This window comes from Promicromonospora sp. NPDC060271 (assembly GCF_042726755.1).
In the GTDB taxonomy this organism is placed as follows: Bacteria; Actinomycetota; Actinomycetes; order Actinomycetales; family Cellulomonadaceae; genus Promicromonospora.
In genome coordinates this window covers 1-18,655 of sequence record NZ_JBHXBG010000005.1, presented here as the reverse complement: position 1 = coordinate 18,655, position 18,655 = coordinate 1, and the positions used below count along the sequence as shown (strand labels likewise).

Genomic DNA, 18,655 nt, shown 5'->3' with positions numbered 1-18,655 from the left:
CGCTCTCGAGCAGACACTGTGCCCCCGGGGCAGACGCAAGCGCTCCGCCCTGTGCCGCTGGACACAGGACGCCCGCCGGTTCGTGGACTACCACTCACTCGGGTGCATCGTCCGGACCGTCCAGCGCCTCCTTGGCCCCTTGATCAGGCGCGGTTCCCATGGCCGGGCGGAGCTCGCGCGCTCGCCTCAGCACGTCCAGCTGAGCCGGGTTGTAGAGCGCCTGCAGAGCCTGGCCCACAGCGTCCCTCGCCGCCTCGGCCTCGCGGGGTGTCGCGGCCTTGGTCTCCAAGGTCACCGACCTGTTGGCGCCGACAAACGGCGCCATCCATTCGGCGAGCGCCTGGCGCGTAGCGTCGTCCGCGTCCGCAGGGAGGTCGCGAAACGCTTCGTCGAGGTCCTCGTGAGGATTCGCCTCGAGGAGCTGACGCAACGCGTCCATCGACTCCGCGGAGAACAGCTGGGCGTAGATCGTCAGGAGCGCTCGGTCGTTGTCGCGGAGGGGTCGCGCGACGCCGTGGAAGGTGGTGGGCACGTCGGGTGTCGCGCCGGGCTGGGACAGCGTGGCCAGCTCTTGCCGGATGCTCTGGATCCGTTCGACCGTCGCCTCCAGCTCGGCGTCGATCTCCTGGAAGACGGAGGGGTGTCCGTCGCCTGCTGTCCCCAGCTCAGCGACCTGCGCCAACGAGAGCCCTAGGCCCGTCAGCCGCTTGATCTGCAGCAGCCGCGTCAGGTGGCGCACCTCGTAGCGCTTGTTGTAGCCATTGGGCTCGCGGTCGGGCTCCTCGAGCAGGCCGATCTCGTGGTAGTGGCGCACTGTCTTGACCGTCGTACCCGACAGCTCGGCGATCTCGCGCGTGCTCCACGTCATGGTGCCTCGCTTCTTTCTCGGTGCTGCTGGCCGCTGACGCTCTCGGTGGTGCTAGCCCTTAACGCTTGCGCGGCGCTCACGCATCCAGACCAGTGCGGCTACGACTCGGGAACGTCAGTGAGCCGTCGTCGCACTTGTGGCGGTGGTTCGTCCGTGATTGATCGCGGCGTCCACTGCCGCACCGATGCGCTTCAAGGCCATCAGGTCGCGCGGTTCGAGCGAGTCGATCAGGTATTCGCGGACTGCCGCGACGTGTCCGGGCGCAGCCGCGACCACGACGTCGTAGCCGGCCTCGGTCAGGGTGGTGTTGGTGCGGCGACCTGCACCGGGTATCCGGGACCTGGCAAGCAGCCCTCGCTTCTCCAGTCGGCCGACGACGTGCGACAACCGCGACAGCGAAGCTGATGTACGCACGGCCAGTGCGCTCATCTGCATGGTGCGGTCCGGCTCCTCGGAGAGAACCGACAGCACCATGTACTCGAAGAAGGTCATCTGGGACTCACGCTGCATCCGCGCGTCCAGGGCGGCAGGCAAGCTGATCATGATCGCGGAGTTGGCCAACCACGCCGCCAGTTCGTCGCTGTTCAGCCAGCGCGGCTCGGCGTCCGATCCAACGGGTGAGCCACGTCCGGGCTCGGTGACCGCAGCGGATGGCGTCGTTGCGCCGGATGCCGAGCCGCCTTGCCCGGCCCTCTTGCCCTGCCGCTGAGCATCCGCCGCCTTCGCCATGCGGCCAGCCTACGGCGATCGTTATTGACGCATCAAGTTCCAGCAGGTAGAACTTGACGCATCAAGTTCAACTTGATGCGTCAAGTTCTTGTCGGGTCGACATACCGACAGTGGGCCTGACGAAACCGATCCAGGAGAGGACCATCCGATGCAGACCACGTCGCTCGGCGGGCTTGAGGTCTCACGCCTCGGCCTGGGAGTCATGGGCATGTCCGCGTTCTACACAGGCAAGGACGAGTCCGAGGCGGGCTCCATCCGCACCATCCGGCGCGCTCTGGACCTGGGTGTCACCCACCTGGACACCGCTGAGGTGTACGGGCGAGGCGCCAACGAAGCCCTGTTGGGCCGGGCGGTCAAGGGTCGTCGGGACGAGGTGGTGCTCGCGACCAAGTTCGGTCTGGCGTCCCACACGGGCAGGCCGGGGGCGGACAGCACGCCCGCAAACGTCCGTCTCGCCGTCGAGGGGTCGTTGCGGCGCCTGGGCACCGACCACATCGACCTCTACTATCAGCACCGAGTCGACCCCGACACCCCGATCGAGGACACCGTCGGCGCCCTGGCAGACCTGGTCACTCAGGGCAAGGTCCGCTACATCGGCCTGTCCGAGGCCGGCCCCGCCACCATCCGCCGTGCGCACGCGGTCCACCCGGTGGCCGCCGTCCAGAGCGAGTACTCGCTGTGGACGCGGGACCTTGAGGCCGAGGTGCTGCCGGTGCTGCGCGAGCTGGGGATCGGTCTGGTGCCGTACTCCCCGCTGGGCCACGGTTTCCTGACCGGGAACATCCGTTCCCTGGACGGTCTGGACGCCGACGACTGGCGTCGCACCAACCCCCGCTTCACCGGCGGCAACCTCGAACGCAACCTGCGCATCGTCGACGAGGTCCGCGCCGTGGCGACCGAGGCCGGGGCCACCCCGGCCCAGGTCGCCCTGGCCTGGCTCCTGGCCCAGGGCGGGGACATCAACCCCATCCCCGGCACCCGACACATCGAACGGCTCGAGGAGAACATCGCGGCCGACCGGATCCGGCTGACCCCGGACCAGATCGGCCGGCTGAACGACCTGGCACCCGCCTCCGGCGACCGCCATGACCGGGGCGGCATGGCCGCCATCGACCGGTGAAGGGCGACTCGGCAAAGAGCCACCCGGCACGAGATCGCGGCACCGCCACCGCAGAACACCGAGCAGCAGACCGAATGGAGCAGCAGATCATGGCAAGCAGTGTGATTCGTGTCGGGATCATCGGCGCGGATACGAGAGCGAGCTGGGCCGGGGCATCGCACATCCCCGCGCTTGCGACCCAGCCGCGGCTCGCGCTGGCGGCGGTGGCGACCCAGCGCGAGGAGAGCGCACGAGAGGCCGCCGAGCTGTTCGGCGCCGAGCGCTGGTACGCCGACCCCTACGAGCTGATCAGCGACCCGACGATCGACGTCGTCACCGTCGCCGTCAAGGTCCCGGCACACCGTGAGCTCGTGCTCGCGGCCCTCGCGGCAGGCAAGGCCGTCTACTCGGAGTCCCCGCTGGGCGCGAGCGTCGCCGAGGCCGCGGAGATGGCCGCGGCGGCCGGTTCCCTGCACACGGCGATCGGGCTGCAGGGCAGCCTCAACCCGTCGGTGCGCCGGGCGGCCGAGATCGTCGCCCAGGGCCGGCTCGGGCGGCTGCTGTCAGCCCGAGTGACCGCGACAACCTTCGGGAACGGCCCGGAGTCGGTGAGCGCCTACGAGTACTTCGACAAGGCGGCCGCCGGCGCCGGCTTCATGACGATCGCGGTGGGCCACGTACTGGACGTGATCGAGACGATCCTCGGCGACATCACCGAGATCGACGCGCGCACGGAGCTGCTCTGGCCCGAGGTGAAGCTGACCGACACCGGCACCGCCACCACCCGTGAGGTCCCGGACCACCTCGACGCGATCCTCAAGACCGCCTCCGGCGCACCGGTGGGAGTGCAGGTCCTGGCGGGCGTACCCGTGCCCGACGCCCGGTTCAGCCTCGAGGTCCGTGGCGCCGACGGCTGGCTCAGACTGACCGGCAACCACCCCGCCGGCGTCCAGGTCGGCGACCTCACGCTGACCTCGGACGTCGACTTCGAAGCGCCCGACCGCCCTGTCGCCACGGGAACCGGTCCGGCCGCCGCCGAGATCTGGACCGGTGCCTCCATCAACGTGGGCGAGGTGTACGCGAGCCTCGCGCGCGACATCGACGAGAACACCTTTGCGACGCCGGGCTTCGCTCACGCGCTGCACAACAGTCGGCTCGTCGCGCGAGTGGAGGAAGCCGCTCGCAGCGGGCAACGACAGTAGAACACCTCAGCAGGGTGCGGGCGGCAACCGCGACGGCCCGCACCTTGCTGTCGAGCGGACTCGGCGGTGACGCCAAAGGCGTCGATGAAGACGATCGCAGAGTTCGCTGTCTCAGCCGCGGGACCAGGACACCGCGTTCATCGCCACATCAGCGACCCGGCGCAGTTCCGCCTCGCTCCTGCCCGTCGCCGCCTGTACGGCGATGCCGTATGCGACCGTCGTGATGTAGGCCGCCAGCGTGCGCGGATCCTCGGTCTCCGGCAGATCACCCTCGGCCCGCGCACGCAGAAATCGGGACTCGAGGCGCGCAGCGCCATCCCGGCGCCAGTCGACGAGGACCTTCTGGGCAGTGAGCCCGTTGTCGCCGGCGGACAGCGCAGCCTGGACTCCAAGGCACCCGTGGGGTGCCTCGCGACTCGTGCTGGCAGCGGCTGCGCCACGAAGAATGGACTCGGCCACTTCGCGTGCGGTCGGCTCGGACAGTGCACGGATTCCGTAGGAGGCTGGGCCTTCCGTGTACCGCTCGACCGCTCGGCGGAACAGCTCGTCCTTGTTCCCGAACGCCGCATACATGCTGCTGCGGGTGATGCCCATCGCCTCGGTCAGGTCCGTCAGGCTCGCCCCTTCGAATCCTTTGGCCCAGAACACTCTCATGGCTTGTTCGAGGGCATGGTCGGGATCGAACTCGCGGGGTCGCCCCAGCGTCGTCTGCGATTCGGGCATGGTAGTCATTGTGCCCCTTACGGACCAGGCGGTCCAGATAGCGCGACGGATCAGGCGGTCAAGCCGCCGTCGACGGTGAGCATGGCGCGGGCGATCGCGCTCGCGCCGGCCGAGGCGGCGCGAACACCCAGGCCTGACACCCCGGGCCGTGACGCCAACCCGCACGGTTGAGGGCTTGCGAATAACTCTCTGCTCACCTACGTTACTTCTGTACCGATCGGTCTTGAAGTGACGTACTGGACCTACGGACGTGACCTCGCTACGGGGCCCGCATGAGCGAGCACGCCGAAGCACGCCGCAGCGGAAGTGCCGCCGGCTCGATATGAGAAGGAGAAGGATCATCATGAAAGCCGCCGTCCTCACCTCGTTCGGCGAACCCTCCGTGTTGCGAATTGCGGAGGCTCCGCGACCGGTGCCGGGTCCGGGTCAGGTACTGGCGCGGGTTCACGCCGCCGGGGTGAACCCGGCGGAGGTCCTGGCGCGCGCCGGAGCATTCGGCCTGAGCGCTCCCGCCATCATCGGATTCGAGTTCGCCGGCGTCGTCGAGGCGGTCGGCCCGGGCGTCGACGAGGGCGTGGTCGGCGACCGCGTCGCCGGGTGGCCGGACTCCGCCACCCAGGGCTCCTACGCCGAGTACACGGTCAGCAGCAACTTCGCGACGATCCCCGACGGCGTCTCCTTCGAGGAGGCCGCTGCCACCGTCATCGGTGCCGACAACGCGGCGAGAGGGCTCGGGCTGCTGAACCTTCGCCCGGGTGAGACGCTCGTCGTCACCGGCGCGAGCGGTGCTCTGGGCAGCGCCGCCGTGCAGTTCGCGCGACAGCGCGGTGTGACGGTGATCGGCATCGCCGGGACCGCCAACGCCGACTTCGTCAAGAGTCTCGGTGCGATCCCTGTCGCCCACGGCCCAGGCCTGGTCGACCGCATCCGCGAAGCCGCTCCCGACGGTATCGATGCCGCGCTCGACACCGCCGGCAAGGGACTCCTTCCCGCCCTCGTCGATCTCCTCGGCGGCCCGGGCCGGATCGTGACTCTCGCCGACCGCGACGCCGCACGATACGGCGTCGAATTCAGCCCGGGCGGCAGCGGGAACCGCGACCACGGCCCTGTCCAGGAGGCCCTGAATCTGATCGCCGCCGGCACATGGACCGCACGCATCGGCCGGAGCTTCCCGCTCGACGAGGCCGCGGACGCCCACCGCCTCGTCGCCACGGGCCACACCCACGGCAAAGTCATCCTTCTTCCCTGACTCGGCCGACCAGCCGTTCCACCACGACAACAATCAATGGGAGAACCCGAAATGCCTGCAGTCCTCGTCCATGGTGTACCTGATACCCACCGGCTCTGGGACACCGTCCGCTCCTATCTTCGACGCGAAGATATCGTGACGATCGATCTCCCCGGGTTCGGCGTACCCCTGCCAGCGGGATTCACGTCGACAAAGGAGGAGTATCTCGACTGGCTCATCAAGAAGATCGAAGAGATCGGCGAACCCGTCGACCTGGTCGGTCACGACTGGGGGTCTCTGCTGACGGGCCGTCTCGCGTCTGTCCGACCAGATCTGGTGCGGACCTGGACAGGCATCAGCGGGCCGATCGACCCCGAGTATCCGTGGCACTATCTCGCCAAGATCTGGCAGACGCCAGGCGAGGGCGAGCAATGGATGGCGGACCTCGACCTCGAGGCGTTCGCCGCAAGCCTCGACGAGGCGCAGATGCCGCGCGACGCGGCAGACGAATCGGTCCGGCATCTCGATGCCACCATGAGGGCAAGCATTCTCGCCCTCTACCGTTCGGCGATCGAGGTCGGGGCGGAGTGGAAGCCAGACTTGAGCAACGTGACCGCACCAGCGCTGGTGATCTGGGGCCTGGACGATCCGTTTCTTCCTCACCGCTTCGCCGACGAGCTCGGTAATGCCACACGCGCACGCGCCGTCTTCAAGCTGCGCAGCTCGCACTGGCCGATGATCGAGCGCCCGGCCGATGTCGCGCGCGAGCTCGAGGCCCACTGGGCTCACTCGTAAAACCCGCGCTCGGGGCACTCGGGCTCAAACCCCGCGGCCGCTACGCGAACAGCAATAATTGCTCGCTCACCATGGCGAGCGAGCAATTATTGCCGTTCGCCATGATGAGCCCGGGCGCCCCCGCATTCGCCCGGAAACGAATCATCGCTACGCAGCCCGGAGAGCGTTGCCAGTGCTGCACAAGGCAGGAGCATTCCAATGACGAATTCAGCAGATACCCGGATCGGCGTCGGTCTTGTCGGGGCCAGTGCCGATCGGGGTTGGGGCGGAATTGCTCACGTCCCCGCGCTGCAGGCGCTCGACACGTTCCAGATCCGCGCCGTCAGTACGACTCGTATGGTGAGCGCGAACGCGACCGCTCGTCGGCTGGGCGCCGATCTCGCCTTCGACACACATGAGGCTCTGGTCGTGCGACCGGAGGTCGACCTGGTGGTGGTCGCGGTCAAGGTGCCGCAGCACAAGCAGATCGTTTCCGACGCGCTGGCCGCGGGCAAGATGGTCTATTGCGAATGGCCGCTCGGACGAGACCTGTCGGAGGCCGAAGCGCTGGAGGAGTCTGCCCGCGCACGGGGGCTGCGGACGGTTGTCGGGTTGCAGGGCGGTCTGCACCCGCCGATCCTCTTCCTTCGTGACCTCATCACGCAGGGCGTGATCGGCAAGCCGCTCAGCACGAGCATCCGAGCGCATCTGACCGACGACATGTGGGTCGGCCGGTATGACCCGCCGGTCGAGTACATGGCTCGCGCAGAGAATGGCTCGACGCTACTGAGCATCATTCTCGGCCACTCGCTCGAACCGCTCGCGCGCGTGCTCGGCACGTTCGAAAGCGTGTCCGCCGTCGTCGCCAACCAGCGCGGTGACGGCGTCCGCCTCTCCGATGGCGCGTCGCTGCCGAAGGACGTGCCGGACGAGATCGTCGTCGCCGGCGTCCTCGAAGGCGGGATCGTCACTTCGCTGCACTACAGTGCCGGGCACTCTGCCGGCTCGGCGACGGTATGGGAGATCCAGGGCACCGAGGGCAGTGTGCGTGTGGAGTCGGCGTCGGGCTACCTCCATTTCACCGATCTCACCATCACGCTGAGCCGCGGCAGCGAGCCTGTCCAGGTGTTACAGGTCCCTCCGGCTTATGCGGCTCCCGACCTGCAACTCGACGCCCCGGCAGCAGGGGTCGCCCGCCTCTACGCCCAGTTCGCCGCCGACCTCCGCGACCGAACCGCCGATGCGCCGGATTTCGCGGTCGCACTCGATCGCCACCGGGTACTCGAGGCGATCGCACGGGCTGCTGAAACAGGTCATCGGCAGCATCTGCCCCGCCCGACCGAATGAACTCCAGTCCTTGAACCCGGAAGAGGCGCTGCCGCAGGACCCAAGGAGATGGCGATCCGCGAGCGGACTCATCCCCGAACCCGTGGGACTTCAGTGGGACTACGGGCGGCCTCACGAGGCCACTTCTGTCCCACGAGCCTGAAAGAGAATCAGCAGGTCAGGCGGCGTCTCCCCGGTTCAGAGAACTGCCGCCCGACCTCCTTGGTCGCTAAACGTTGAACCCCAGCATCCGGAGCTGCTCCTTGCCGTCGTCCGTGATCTTCTCCGGACCCCACGGCGGCATCCAGACCCAGTTCACGCGGAACCCGTCGACGATGCCCTCGAGCGCCTGTGCGGTCTGGTCCTCGATCACGTCCGTGAGCGGGCAGGCCGCCGACGTGAGCGTCATGTCGATGGTCGTGTGGTTGTTCTGGTCCACCTGGATGCCGTACACCAGGCCCAGGTCGACGACGTTGATCCCCAGCTCGGGGTCGATCACGTCGCGCATCGCCTCCTCGACGTCCACCACGGTGGTGGGCGACGAGGCCACTCCCTCGGCGGGAGCGGCCGGGGCTTCCTGCCCGACCTCGGTGCTCGCCTCAGTCATCGGTCTCTCCTCAGCTCGTTGCCAGCGCGCCACTGCGCGCCAGCGAGTCCTTGAGCGCCGCCCAGCCGAGCAGCGCGCACTTGATTCGCGCGGGGTACTGCGACACGCCGGTGAACGCTGTCGCGTCCCCGAGGGCGTCCTCCGCGGCGTCGTCGTCCAGGCCCTTGCCGCGGGACGACATCAGATCGTGGAACAGGCCGTCGAGCCGCGCCACCTCGGCCAGGGGCGCCCCCTCGACCAGCGACGTCATGACCGACACCGACGCCTGGGAGATGGAGCATCCCTGCCCCTCCCACGAGACGCCGCCCACCGTGCCCTCGGGCGTGACGTCGACCCGGAGGGTCACCTCGTCGCCGCAGGTCGGGTTCACCTGGTGCGACTCCCCCGCGAGGTGTCCGTGATCCGCCGGGAAGTCGACGAGGCCGTGGCCCACCGGACGCTTCGCGTGGTCCAGGATCACCTGCTGGTACATCTGCTCGAGCGTGCTCACGACGCTGCCTTTCTAGATCTCACCGAGAAAATCACTCTGCTCCGAAGAACGCCCGGACCCCCGCCAGCGCTTCCCGGAAGGCCACAACTTCTTCGACGGTCGTGTAGACCGACGCCGACGCGCGGGCCGTCGCCGCGATCCCGAACCGGCGGTGCAGCGGCTGCGCGCAGTGGTGCCCTACACGGACGGCGATGCCCTTGTCGTCCAGCACCTGTCCGACGTCGTGCGCGTGCACGCCGTCGACCACGAACGAGACGACCGCGAGTCTGTCGGCCGTATCGAGCGGACCGATCACCCGCACCCCAGGGATGTCGGCGATCTTCAGCATCTCGGCGGCCAGCTCGGTCTCGTGCCGGGCGACGCCCGCCATGCCGAGCTCACCCAGGTACTGCGCGGCGCAGCCCATGCCGACGGCCTGGGCGACCATCTGGGTGCCCGCCTCGAAGCGCTGCGGGGGCGGCGCGTACGTGGTGGCCTCCATGGTCACGACCTCGACCATGGACCCGCCCGTGACGGTGGGCGGCATGGCCTCGAGCAGCTCGCGCCGCCCGTACAGCGCGCCGACGCCGGTCGGGCCGAGCATCTTGTGCCCGCTGAACGCGGCGAAGTCGACGCCGAGCTCGTGGAAGTCCACCGGCATGTTCGGCACGGACTGGCAGGCGTCGAGCACCGTGAGGGCGCCGACCCGCTTCGCCGCCGCCACGAGCGTCGCGACGGGCGCGACGGCCCCGGTCACGTTCGAGACGTGCCCGAAGGCCAGCACCTTCGTGCGCTCGGTGACGACCGCGTCGAGGTTCGACAGGTCGAGCCGGCCGTCGCCGGCCACCGGGATCCAGCGCAGGACGGCGCCCGTGCGGGCGCACAGCTCCTGCCACGGCACGAGGTTCGCGTGGTGCTCCGCCTCGGTGACCACGATCTCGTCGCCCGGCGCCAGCCGGAACCGCGCCGCGGCCTCTCCCCCGCGCCCGAGGGTCGCGTTGGAGAAGGCGTAGGCCACGACGTTGATCGCGGCCGTCGCGCCGGGCTGCCAGACGATCTCGCCGACGTCGGCCCCGACGAACGCGGCCACGGCCGCGCGCGCCTGCTCGAACGCCTCGGTGGCCTCCTCGGCGAGGAAGTGCGCGCCGCGGTGGACCGCTGCGTTGCGCTGCTCGTAGAAGTCCACCTCGGTGTCGAGCACGACCTGCGGTTTCTGGGACGTCGCCGCGGAGTCCAGGTACACGAGGGTCCGACCGCCCCGCACCGTGCGCTCGAGCAGCGGGAAGTCCGCGCGGACGGCAGCGAGCTCGGTCGTCGAGAGCTGCGTCTCGGCGGGCCCGGCTCCCGCGGCGGCGGCCAGCGCTTCCTGGTTGCCCGGTCGCACGGTGGCGGTGGTGGTCATGGTGTCCCCTTGCGGCTAATCAGCAGAGAGTCGGCAGAGCGTCAGCAGATGCGTCCGCGGTGGATCAGGCCGAGACCGTCTTGTTGTTGACGAGGTAGCGGTCGTAGCCCTCTTCCTCGAGGCGGTCGGCCAGCTCGGAGCCACCCTCCTCGGCGATCTTGCCGTCGACGAAGACGTGCACGAAGTCGGGCTTGATGTACCGCAGGATGCGCGTGTAGTGCGTGATGAGCAGGATGCCGATGTCGGTGTTGTCCTTGGCCCGGTTCACGCCCTCCGACACGATGCGCAGCGCGTCGACGTCAAGGCCGGAGTCGGTCTCGTCGAGGATCGCAAAGCGCGGCTTGAAGAGCTCCATCTGGAGGATCTCGTGGCGCTTCTTCTCACCGCCGGAGAAGCCCTCGTTCACGGAGCGCTCGGCGAAGGCCGGGTCCATGCGCAGGTTCTCCATCGCGCCCTTGACCTCCTTGCCCCACGTGCGCAGGGCGGGGGCCTCACCGGAGATGGCGGTCTTGGCGGTCCGCAGGAAGTTCGCGACGGAGACACCGGCGACCTCGACCGGGTACTGCATGGCCAGGAACAGGCCGGCACGGGCGCGCTCGTCGACGGTCATGTCCAGCAGGTTCTCGCCGTCGAGCGTTGCGGTGCCCGAGGTGACCGTGTACTTGGGGTGGCCGGCGAGCGCCGACGCGAGCGTCGACTTGCCCGAGCCGTTGGGGCCCATGATGGCGTGGGTCTCACCGCTGGCGATGGTCAGGTCGACACCGCGCAGGATCGGCTTGGGGCCTTCCTTGGTCTCGACGCTGACGTGCAGGTCGCGGATCTCGAGGGTGGGCATATCGATTTACTCCAGGGTTGCTTGCGAAGGCAGAGGATTCAGGAAACAGGCACGGTGACGTCGATGTCGACGAGCACCTTGTCGCCGTCGACCGTCACCGGGTAGACGGGCACGGGGCGCACCGCCGGAAGCTGGATCGGCTGACCGGTCCGCAGGTCGAACTGGGAGCCGTGCAGCCAGCACTCGACCAGGCAGCCCTCCACCTCGCCGTCGGACAGCGAGACCGCGCCGTGGGAGCAGATGTCGGAGACGGCATGGAAGTTGCCGTCAGCGTCCCGGGCGACGGTCACGGGCACCGGGGCGCCATCGGCGCCGTCGAGCTCCACGAGCATCGCCTCCTCCGGTCCCAGGTCGTCGGTCATACAGGCCAGCTGCGCGGTCATGCGGCCGGTGCTCCGGTGATCGCGCTCATCGACTTCTCCAGCTCGGCCTCGATGGAGGCGAGCAGGCGCTCCTCGACCGACGGGACGCCGATCTCGTGGATGAGCTCCGCGAAGAAGCCGCGCACGACGAGCTTGCGCGCCTCGGTCTCGGGGATGCCGCGAGCCTGGAGGTAGAAGAGCTGCTCGTCGTCGAACCGGCCGGTGGCGCTGGCGTGGCCGGCGCCGGCGATCTCGCCGGTCTCGATCTCGAGGTTCGGCACCGAGTCGGCACGCGCGCCGTCCGACAGGACGAGGTTGCGGTTGAGCTCGTAGGTGTCGGTGTTCTCGGCGGCGGCCCGGATCAGGACGTCACCCACCCAGACGGTGTGCGCGCCGGAACCCTGCAGGGCGCCCTTGTAGGTCACGCGGGACTTGCAGTCCGCCACCGCGTGGTCCACGAAGAGGCGGTGCTCCTGGTGCTGGTTCGTGTCCGCGAAGTAGAGGCCCACCATCTCGACCTCGCCACCGGGGGCGGTGAACTCGGCGTCCGGCGTGACGCGCACGACGTCGCCGCCGAACGTCACCACCACGTGCTTGAGCTTGGCGTCACGGCCCAGGCGGGCGCGGTGCGAGGAGGCGTGCACGGCGCCGTCGGCCCAGTCCTGGACGCTGACGACGGTGAGCTGCGCGCCGTCCTCGACGACGATCTCGACGGTCTCGGCGAGCGTGCCGTTGCCGTCGTGGTCCAGGACCACCACTGCCTCGGAGTGCCGCTCGGCGCGGACCAGCACGTGGGCCGCCGTCGCGTCCTTCGACACGCCCGTCAGGCGCACGGAGGTGACGTCGGAGGCCACGGCCTCCTTGGGGATCGTCACGATGGTGGCCTGCTCGAAGGCGTTCCACGCGGTGACGGCCGTGCGGTCGCCCGGCTGGCCGGCGGTGCCGAGGCGGGCGTCGTCGCGCCCGACGGTCTCGACCGTGACCTCAGGGGCCGCGGTCACCTCGACCGTGACGCCCGAGGAGCCCAGGTCGGCCTGGAACAGTGGCTGGAGGCGGTCGGCCGGGGAGAAGCGCCACTCCTCCTCGCGGCCGTGCGGGACCGGGATGTCGTCGAGGGAGAACGACGTGCGGCGCTCGGCTCGTGAGCCTTCCGGCTTGACGGCGCCGTGCGTGTGGGCGCCGTCGGCAACAGCGCGCGAGTGATCGGTCGTGAGAGTCATGGTCAGCCGACGGACCCTTCCATCTGCAGCTCGATGAGGCGGTTGAGCTCGAGGGCGTACTCCATGGGCAGCTCGCGCGCGATGGGCTCGACGAACCCGCGCACGATCATGGCCATGGCCTCGGTCTCCTCCATACCCCGGGACATGAGGTAGAACAGCTGGTCCTCGCTCACCCGCGAGACCGTGGCCTCGTGACCCATCGAGACGTCGTCCTCGCGGACGTCCACGTAGGGGTAGGTGTCGCTGCGGGAGATCTGGTCGACCAGCAGCGCGTCGCAGAGGACGGTGGACGCGGAGTGGGAGGCGCCCTCGAGCACCTGGACCAGGCCGCGGTAGGACGTGCGGCCGCCGCCGCGCGCCACGGACTTGCTGACGATCGACGACGACGTGTTCGGCGCCGCGTGGACCATCTTGGCGCCGGCGTCCTGGTGCTGGCCCTCGCCCGCGAAGGCGATGGACAGCGTCTCGCCGCGGGCGTGCTCGCCCAGCAGGTAGATCGCCGGGTACTTCATGGTGACCTTCGAGCCGATGTTGCCGTCGACCCACTCCATGGTGGCGCCCTCAGCGGCCGTGGCGCGCTTGGTCACCAGGTTGTACACGTTGTTCGACCAGTTCTGGATCGTCGTGTAGCGCACACGGGCGTTCTTCTTCACGATGATCTCGACGACCGCCGAGTGCAGGGAGTCCGACGTGTAGATCGGCGCGGTGCAGCCCTCGACGTAGTGCACGTAGCTGCCCTCGTCGGCGATGATCAGCGTGCGCTCGAACTGGCCCATGTTCTCGGTGTTGATCCGGAAGTAGGCCTGCAGCGGGATCTCCACGTGCACGCCCGGCGGCACGTAGACGAACGAGCCGCCCGACCACACGGCGGAGTTCAGCGCGGAGAACTTGTTGTCACCGGCGGGGATGACCGTGCCGAAGTACTCCTGGAAGAGCTCCGGGTAGTCGCGCAGGCCCGTGTCGGTGTCGACGAAGATGACGCCCTGCTCCTCCAGGTCCTCACGGATCTGGTGGTAGACGACCTCGGACTCGTACTGGGCCGCGACGCCCGCGACGAGGCGCTGCTTCTCCGCCTCGGGGATGCCGAGCTTGTCGTACGTGTTCTTGATGTCGTCGGGCAGGTCCTCCCAGGAGGTGGCCTGCTTCTCCGTGGAGCGCACGAAGTACTTGATGTCGTCGAAGTGGATGCCCGACAGGTCGGAGCCCCAGCTCGGCATGGGCTTCTTGCCGAAGAGGCGCAGGGCCTTGAGCCGCTGGTTCAGCATCCACTCGGGCTCGTTCTTCAGAGCCGAGATGTTGCGAACCACATCTTCGCTCAGGCCTCGCTGCGCGGACATGCCCGCGGCGTCGCTGTCGTGCCAGCCGTACTCGTAGGAGCCGATGCTGGCGATGATCTCATCGTCGGAGCGCTGCTCTGGCGCTTGCGTTTCTGCGCTCATCACTTTCCTTCGGTGGGGGTCTTCGCGGGGTGGTTCAGGGGGATGTTCACGGGGATGTTCGTCGTGCAGGCGTGCGCACCGCCCGCGATGGTCGCGAGGCGCTGGACGTGCGAGCCCAGCAGCTCGCTGAACGCGCGGGCCTCCTGCTCGCACAGCTCGGGGAACTCCTCGGCCACGTGCTGGACCGGGCAGTGCCCCTGGCAGAGCTGGACCGCGCGGGCGACCGTACCGGCGGTGGGACCGTTCAGCGGCGCCGGGACGGGCCGCACGGAGGCGGCGTAACCGTCGGCGGACAGCAGCTGGACGAGCTGGGCGGCGCGCCCCTCCGCGGTCTCCGCGGTGAGGTGCGGCGCATAGCTGCGGGCGACGGCGTCGAACCGCTCCTTGGCGAAGCCGGTCACCGCCTCGCTGCCGCCGCTCTCCCGCAGGAACCGCAGGGCCTGCCGCGCGATCTCCTGGTAGCCGCCGGCGAGCTCGGACTGGCCGCCGCCCGTGACGACGTAGCGCCGGGCGGGGCGACCGCGGCGGGGCGCCCCCGACCGGGAGGCCTCGTGGACGGCGATCTTGCCGTCCTCCTCCAGGAGGGTCAGGTGCCTGCGCACGGCGGGCGCCGTCAGCTCGAGGACGGCGGCGAGGGCGCCGGCGGTGACCGGGCCGCGGGAGGCGACGAGCTCGAGCACGCGCCGGCGCGTGGTGCCGTCGGTCTCGTGGCTCGCCACGTGGCCCGCCGCCACCTGTGTCGCTGCGCTCATGCTGGTCACCTCCCTCACGTCGGTCCTGCGTCTGGCTCGGGCCGATCTCGCGTCCGTCGGGAGGCAGGCTTCAACCCCGGCGTGCGCGCCTCGTCGACGCCAATGCTTTTGAGAACATCCTTGTTCCCTAATTCGAGATGCGCAAGGAAGGCGACCCTCAGTTGGGGCAGTTCGCGACACATCTCACACGTGTGATCCACACCCAGGTCACGTCGCACGACGACGGTCCGCGTGCCGCCACCTACGATTGTGCGGTGCCCTTGTCCGACGCGCCCGCGATCGACCCCGCCCAGGCGGCCACCGCGGGTGCCACCACAGTCAGTGCCGCCGGTGCGGCCGCCGGCGACCACGCGGTCGCCGTGGAGGTGCGCGGCCTCGTCAAACGCTACGACGGCCGCGCCGTGGTCGACGGCCTCGACCTGGTCGCCCGCCGAGGCGCCGTCACCGCCGTCCTCGGCCCGAACGGTGCGGGCAAGACGACGACCATCGAGTGCTGCGAGGGTCTGCGGTCCCCCGACGGCGGCACGGTCCGCGTGCTCGGCCTCGACCCCGTCGCCCAAGCGCGCGCCCTGCGCCCCCGCGTCGGCGTCATGCTGCAGGACGGCGGCCTCCCCACCGGGGTGCGCGCGCTGGAGCTGCTGCGGCACGTCGCCGCGATGTACGCCGCCCCGCGCCCCGTGGACGAGCTCGCCGAACGGCTGGGCCTGCACGGCTTCGCGCGCACCACGGTGCGCCGCCTCTCGGGCGGGCAGCGCCAGCGGGTGGCGCTGGCCGCCGCGGTGGTCGGGCGGCCCGACGTCGTCTTCCTCGACGAGCCCAGCGCCGGCATGGACCCGCAGAGCCGGCGCGCCGTCTGGGACCTCGTGCGCGAGCTGCGGGCCGACGGCGTCGCCATCGTCCTGACGACCCACCTCATGGACGAGGCCGCCGACCTGGCCGACCACGTGCACGTCGTCGACCACGGCAGGGTCATCGCGTCCGGCAGCGTGCGCGAGCTGACCGACGGTGGATCCGGCCCCGGCTCGATACGCGTCGAGGCCACCCCAGCCCTGGACCTGACGGACCTGCTCACCACCCTCAACACCCCGTTGAGTGCTGGGTATTTGTCGGGTCAGACCCCCTCGGCCGGACAAATACCCAGCACTCAACGAGGTGGGCAGGAGAGGTGGGCCGGGTCCGAGGGCGAGGCCGGGGTGTACACCCTGACCGGGGCCGTGGATCCCGCCGCGCTGGCGGTCGTGACCGCCTGGCTCGCCGAGCGCGGCGTGCTGGCCCGGTCGGTCAGCACCGGCCGGCGCACCCTCGAGGACGTCTTCCTCGACCTCACCGGAAGGAACCTGCGATGAGCGCCCTCCGACAGGATCAGGCGCCCGTCGAGATCCCTGCCGCCGCGCCGGCGGTCCGGCAGATCGCCGCACAGGCCTCCTTCGAGACCCGCGCGATCCTGCGCAACGGCGAGCAGCTCCTCGTCACGATAGTGCTGCCCGTGCTGGTGCTGGTGGGGCTCGTGCGCACCTCGTTCCTCGACCTCGACACGCAGGGGTACACGCGTATCGACTTCGTGACGCCGGGTGTGCTCGCGCTCGCGGTGATGTCGACGGCGTTCACGTCCCAGGCCATCGCCACCGCGTTCGACAGGCGCAACGGCGTGCTGCGCCTCATGGCCACCACGCCGCTCGGCCGCGGCGGGCTGCTGGCCGGCAAGGTGCTCGGCGTGCTCGCGGTCGAGGTGGTGCAGGTGCTGGTCATCGCGGGCGTCGCGGTAGCCCTCGGCTGGCGTCCGGAGCTCGGCGCGCTGCCCGCCGTCGTCGGCGCCGGACTGCTCGGAACCGCAGCGTTCACCGCCCTCGCGCTGCTGCTGGCCGGGACCCTGCGCGCCGAGGGCGTGCTCGCCGTGGCCAACCTCGTGCTCGTGCTGCTCACGGTGGGCGGCGGCGTGCTCCTGCCCGCCGGACAGCTCGCCGGACCGCTGGCGCACGTCGCGGTGCTCCTGCCCTCGGGTGCGCTGGGTGAGGCGATGCGCGGCGCACTGCTGTACGGCTCCGTCCCGCCGTTCTCCGTGGTGATCCTGCTGGGCTGGACCGCAGCGCTCGGCGCAGGCGCCGCGCGCCTCTTCCGCTGGCACTGACCTTCCGCCGACCCGGTCTCGCCCACTTCGGTCCCTTGCCCGCTGGGCTCGCCGGCTCATCAGGGACCCAGCTCCCGGCCGCCCCTGTGCGGGGAAGTACCTATCCCCGGGCCATACGCCGGAGGTATGACCAATTCGTGGGGTTGGCGGGTGAAATTTGCACCTTTAGGGTGCATTTCACCTACGCTCCCCAGGAGGCAACGTGACTTCCACCCACCACAACCGCCGTCGGCTGATCGCCGGTGCGGGCATCGCGCTCGCGCTCGTGGTAGCCCCGGCCGCCGCGGCAATGACGCCGTCGGCACCCGCCGCGGCACCCGACGCAGCACCCGATGCGGCACCGGCGCCCGTCGCGGGCGCGCCGATCGAGGACTCGTACATCGTCGTGCTGAAGGACGGCGACGTCGCCAAGGCCGAGGTCAGGAGCGCGGCCAGCGGCCTCGTGCAGAAGTACGGCGGCGAGGTCCGCCACTCGTACACCAACGCGGTGCGCGGCTTCTCGGCAGAGATGTCGCCCGGCCAGGCAAAGAAGCTCGAGGCCGACCCGTCCGTCGCGTACGTCGAGCAGAACCGCGTGATGACGGCGACCGACACGCAGTCGCCGGTCCCCTCCTGGGGTCTGGACCGCATCGACCAGGCTGGGCTTCCGCTCGACGACTCGTACACCTACGGCGGCTCCGGCGCGGGCGTTACCGCGTACATCGTCGACACGGGCATCCTGACCACCCACGAGGACTTCGGCGGACGGGCGGTGAGCGGCATCGACACGGTGGACGGCGACGACGACGCCACCGACTGCGCCGGGCACGGCACGCACGTGGCCGGCACCGTCGGCGGCACGGAGCACGGCGTCGCCAAGGACGTCTCGCTCGTGGCGGTCCGCGTGCTCGACTGCGGCGGCTCGGGCAGCTTCGACGGCGTCATCGCCGGCATCGACTGGATCACCGCCGACCACGCCGCCGGCGAGCCCGCGGTAGCCAACATGTCGCTCGGCGGCGGCTTCTCGCAGGCGGTGAACGACGCGGTGTCCGCGGCCGTCGCGGACGGCGTCACGTTCGCGCTCGCCGCCGGCAACGACAGCGGGGCGGACGCCTGCGACGGCTCGCCGAGCTCCACCCCCGAAGCCCTCACCGTGGGCGCCTCCGAGGACACGGACGCCCGCGCCGTGTACTCGAACATCGGCACCTGCGTGGACATCTTCGCGCCCGGCACCGACATCACGTCGGCCTGGTACACCGACGACACCGCGACGAACACCATCAGCGGCACCTCGATGGCCACGCCGCACGTCGCCGGCGCCGCGGCGCTCGTGCTGGGCGGCGACCCCGCCGCCACGCCCGCCGAGGTCGGCGACGCCCTGACGGGTGCGGCCCTGCCGGACGTCGTCACCGACCCGGGTACCGGCTCGCCCAACCTGCTGCTGAACGTCAGCGGCCTCTGAGGGCCACCCGCCCCCGCACGTGTCAGACCCTCAGGTCACCCAGGTGACCTG

The 18,655-nt window shown here is 69.9% G+C and carries 19 protein-coding genes; 8 read left to right on the top strand and 11 right to left on the bottom strand.

Going from position 1 to position 18,655, the window contains the following annotated elements; genetic code table 11:
* Positions 1 to 94: 94 nt before the first annotated feature.
* Together ACFWE2_RS01535 and ACFWE2_RS01530 are read right to left on the bottom strand one after the other, a co-directional pair.
* Entirely contained in the window at positions 95 to 868 is a 774-nt protein-coding gene (locus tag ACFWE2_RS01535; RefSeq protein WP_377222438.1) for a MerR family transcriptional regulator, read from the bottom strand.
* A 114-nt stretch (positions 869 to 982) separates the two neighbouring features.
* Positions 983 to 1,597 (bottom strand): MarR family winged helix-turn-helix transcriptional regulator, encoded by a 615-nt coding sequence (locus ACFWE2_RS01530; protein ID WP_377222437.1) that lies wholly within the window; start codon positions 1,595 to 1,597, stop codon positions 983 to 985.
* A 148-nt stretch (positions 1,598 to 1,745) separates the two neighbouring features.
* On the opposite strand from ACFWE2_RS01530, the gene ACFWE2_RS01525 reads away from it, so the two are divergent.
* Entirely contained in the window at positions 1,746 to 2,717 is a 972-nt protein-coding gene (locus tag ACFWE2_RS01525; RefSeq protein ID WP_377222436.1) for an aldo/keto reductase, read from the top strand.
* Positions 2,718 to 2,806: 89 nt separating this feature from the next.
* A complete protein-coding gene (locus ACFWE2_RS01520) occupies positions 2,807 to 3,898 on the top strand; it encodes a Gfo/Idh/MocA family protein (RefSeq protein WP_377222435.1) in 1,092 nt (363 codons plus the stop codon).
* A 111-nt stretch (positions 3,899 to 4,009) separates the two neighbouring features.
* Here the strand turns inward: ACFWE2_RS01520 and ACFWE2_RS01515 are convergent, their stop codons facing one another.
* Positions 4,010 to 4,621, bottom strand: a complete 612-nt coding sequence (locus tag ACFWE2_RS01515; protein ID WP_377222434.1) for a TetR/AcrR family transcriptional regulator — start codon at positions 4,619 to 4,621, stop codon at positions 4,010 to 4,012.
* 343 nt (positions 4,622 to 4,964) lie between these two features.
* Here ACFWE2_RS01515 and ACFWE2_RS01510 point away from each other — a divergent pair, with 343 nt between their 5' ends.
* From ACFWE2_RS01510 to ACFWE2_RS01500, 3 genes are all read left to right on the top strand, one after another.
* Complete coding sequence (locus ACFWE2_RS01510) at positions 4,965 to 5,870, top strand: NADP-dependent oxidoreductase (RefSeq protein ID WP_377222433.1); 906 nt, start codon at positions 4,965 to 4,967, stop codon at positions 5,868 to 5,870.
* 36 nt (positions 5,871 to 5,906) lie between these two features.
* The gene (locus ACFWE2_RS01505) at positions 5,907 to 6,644 is read left to right on the top strand and encodes an alpha/beta fold hydrolase (RefSeq protein WP_377222432.1); all 738 of its coding nucleotides are present in this window, start codon (positions 5,907 to 5,909) and stop codon (positions 6,642 to 6,644) included.
* Positions 6,645 to 6,842: 198 nt separating this feature from the next.
* Positions 6,843 to 7,970 (top strand): Gfo/Idh/MocA family protein, encoded by a 1,128-nt coding sequence (locus ACFWE2_RS01500; protein WP_377222431.1) that lies wholly within the window; start codon positions 6,843 to 6,845, stop codon positions 7,968 to 7,970.
* 208 nt (positions 7,971 to 8,178) lie between these two features.
* Here ACFWE2_RS01500 and ACFWE2_RS01495 read toward each other — a convergent pair whose 3' ends face one another.
* The 8 genes from ACFWE2_RS01495 to ACFWE2_RS01460 form a co-directional block, all read right to left on the bottom strand.
* Entirely contained in the window at positions 8,179 to 8,556 is a 378-nt protein-coding gene (locus ACFWE2_RS01495) for a metal-sulfur cluster assembly factor (protein WP_377222430.1), read from the bottom strand.
* Between the two features lie 10 nt (positions 8,557 to 8,566).
* Positions 8,567 to 9,046, bottom strand: coding sequence for a Fe-S cluster assembly sulfur transfer protein SufU (gene sufU / locus ACFWE2_RS01490; RefSeq protein ID WP_377222429.1), 480 nt, complete (start codon positions 9,044 to 9,046; stop codon positions 8,567 to 8,569).
* A gap of 31 nt (positions 9,047 to 9,077) precedes the next feature.
* Positions 9,078 to 10,427 (bottom strand): SufS family cysteine desulfurase, encoded by a 1,350-nt coding sequence (locus ACFWE2_RS01485; protein WP_377222428.1) that lies wholly within the window; start codon positions 10,425 to 10,427, stop codon positions 9,078 to 9,080.
* Between the two features lie 64 nt (positions 10,428 to 10,491).
* The gene (gene sufC / locus ACFWE2_RS01480) at positions 10,492 to 11,262 is read right to left on the bottom strand and encodes a Fe-S cluster assembly ATPase SufC (protein WP_377222427.1); all 771 of its coding nucleotides are present in this window, start codon (positions 11,260 to 11,262) and stop codon (positions 10,492 to 10,494) included.
* Between the two features lie 38 nt (positions 11,263 to 11,300).
* Positions 11,301 to 11,645: a non-heme iron oxygenase ferredoxin subunit gene (locus tag ACFWE2_RS01475; RefSeq protein WP_377222426.1), complete on the bottom strand. Its 345-nt coding sequence runs from the start codon at positions 11,643 to 11,645 to the stop codon at positions 11,301 to 11,303.
* On the bottom strand, positions 11,642 to 12,844 hold the full coding sequence (gene sufD / locus ACFWE2_RS01470) for a Fe-S cluster assembly protein SufD (protein WP_377222425.1): 1,203 nt from the start codon (positions 12,842 to 12,844) through the stop codon (positions 11,642 to 11,644). Before sufD ends, ACFWE2_RS01475 begins: the two co-directional genes overlap by 4 nt.
* 2 nt (positions 12,845 to 12,846) lie before the next feature.
* Positions 12,847 to 14,283 carry a Fe-S cluster assembly protein SufB gene (gene sufB / locus ACFWE2_RS01465; protein WP_377222424.1) on the bottom strand — a complete coding sequence of 479 codons (1,437 nt, stop codon included), beginning with the start codon at positions 14,281 to 14,283 and terminating at the stop codon, positions 12,847 to 12,849.
* Positions 14,283 to 15,035: a helix-turn-helix transcriptional regulator gene (locus tag ACFWE2_RS01460; protein WP_377222423.1), complete on the bottom strand. Its 753-nt coding sequence runs from the start codon at positions 15,033 to 15,035 to the stop codon at positions 14,283 to 14,285. The genes sufB and ACFWE2_RS01460 overlap by 1 nt, the downstream gene beginning before the upstream one ends.
* A gap of 254 nt (positions 15,036 to 15,289) precedes the next feature.
* Between ACFWE2_RS01460 and ACFWE2_RS01455 the strand changes: the two genes are divergently transcribed.
* The 3 genes from ACFWE2_RS01455 to ACFWE2_RS01445 all read left to right on the top strand — a co-directional run bounded on the left by ACFWE2_RS01455 (position 15,290) and on the right by ACFWE2_RS01445 (position 18,604).
* On the top strand, positions 15,290 to 16,381 hold the full coding sequence (locus ACFWE2_RS01455) for an ABC transporter ATP-binding protein (RefSeq protein ID WP_377222422.1): 1,092 nt from the start codon (positions 15,290 to 15,292) through the stop codon (positions 16,379 to 16,381).
* Positions 16,378 to 17,163 carry an ABC transporter permease gene (locus ACFWE2_RS01450; RefSeq protein ID WP_377222421.1) on the top strand — a complete coding sequence of 262 codons (786 nt, stop codon included), beginning with the start codon at positions 16,378 to 16,380 and terminating at the stop codon, positions 17,161 to 17,163. The genes ACFWE2_RS01455 and ACFWE2_RS01450 overlap by 4 nt, the downstream gene beginning before the upstream one ends.
* A 202-nt stretch (positions 17,164 to 17,365) precedes the next feature.
* Positions 17,366 to 18,604: a S8 family peptidase gene (locus ACFWE2_RS01445; protein ID WP_377222420.1), complete on the top strand. Its 1,239-nt coding sequence runs from the start codon at positions 17,366 to 17,368 to the stop codon at positions 18,602 to 18,604.
* Positions 18,605 to 18,655 lie beyond the last annotated feature (51 nt).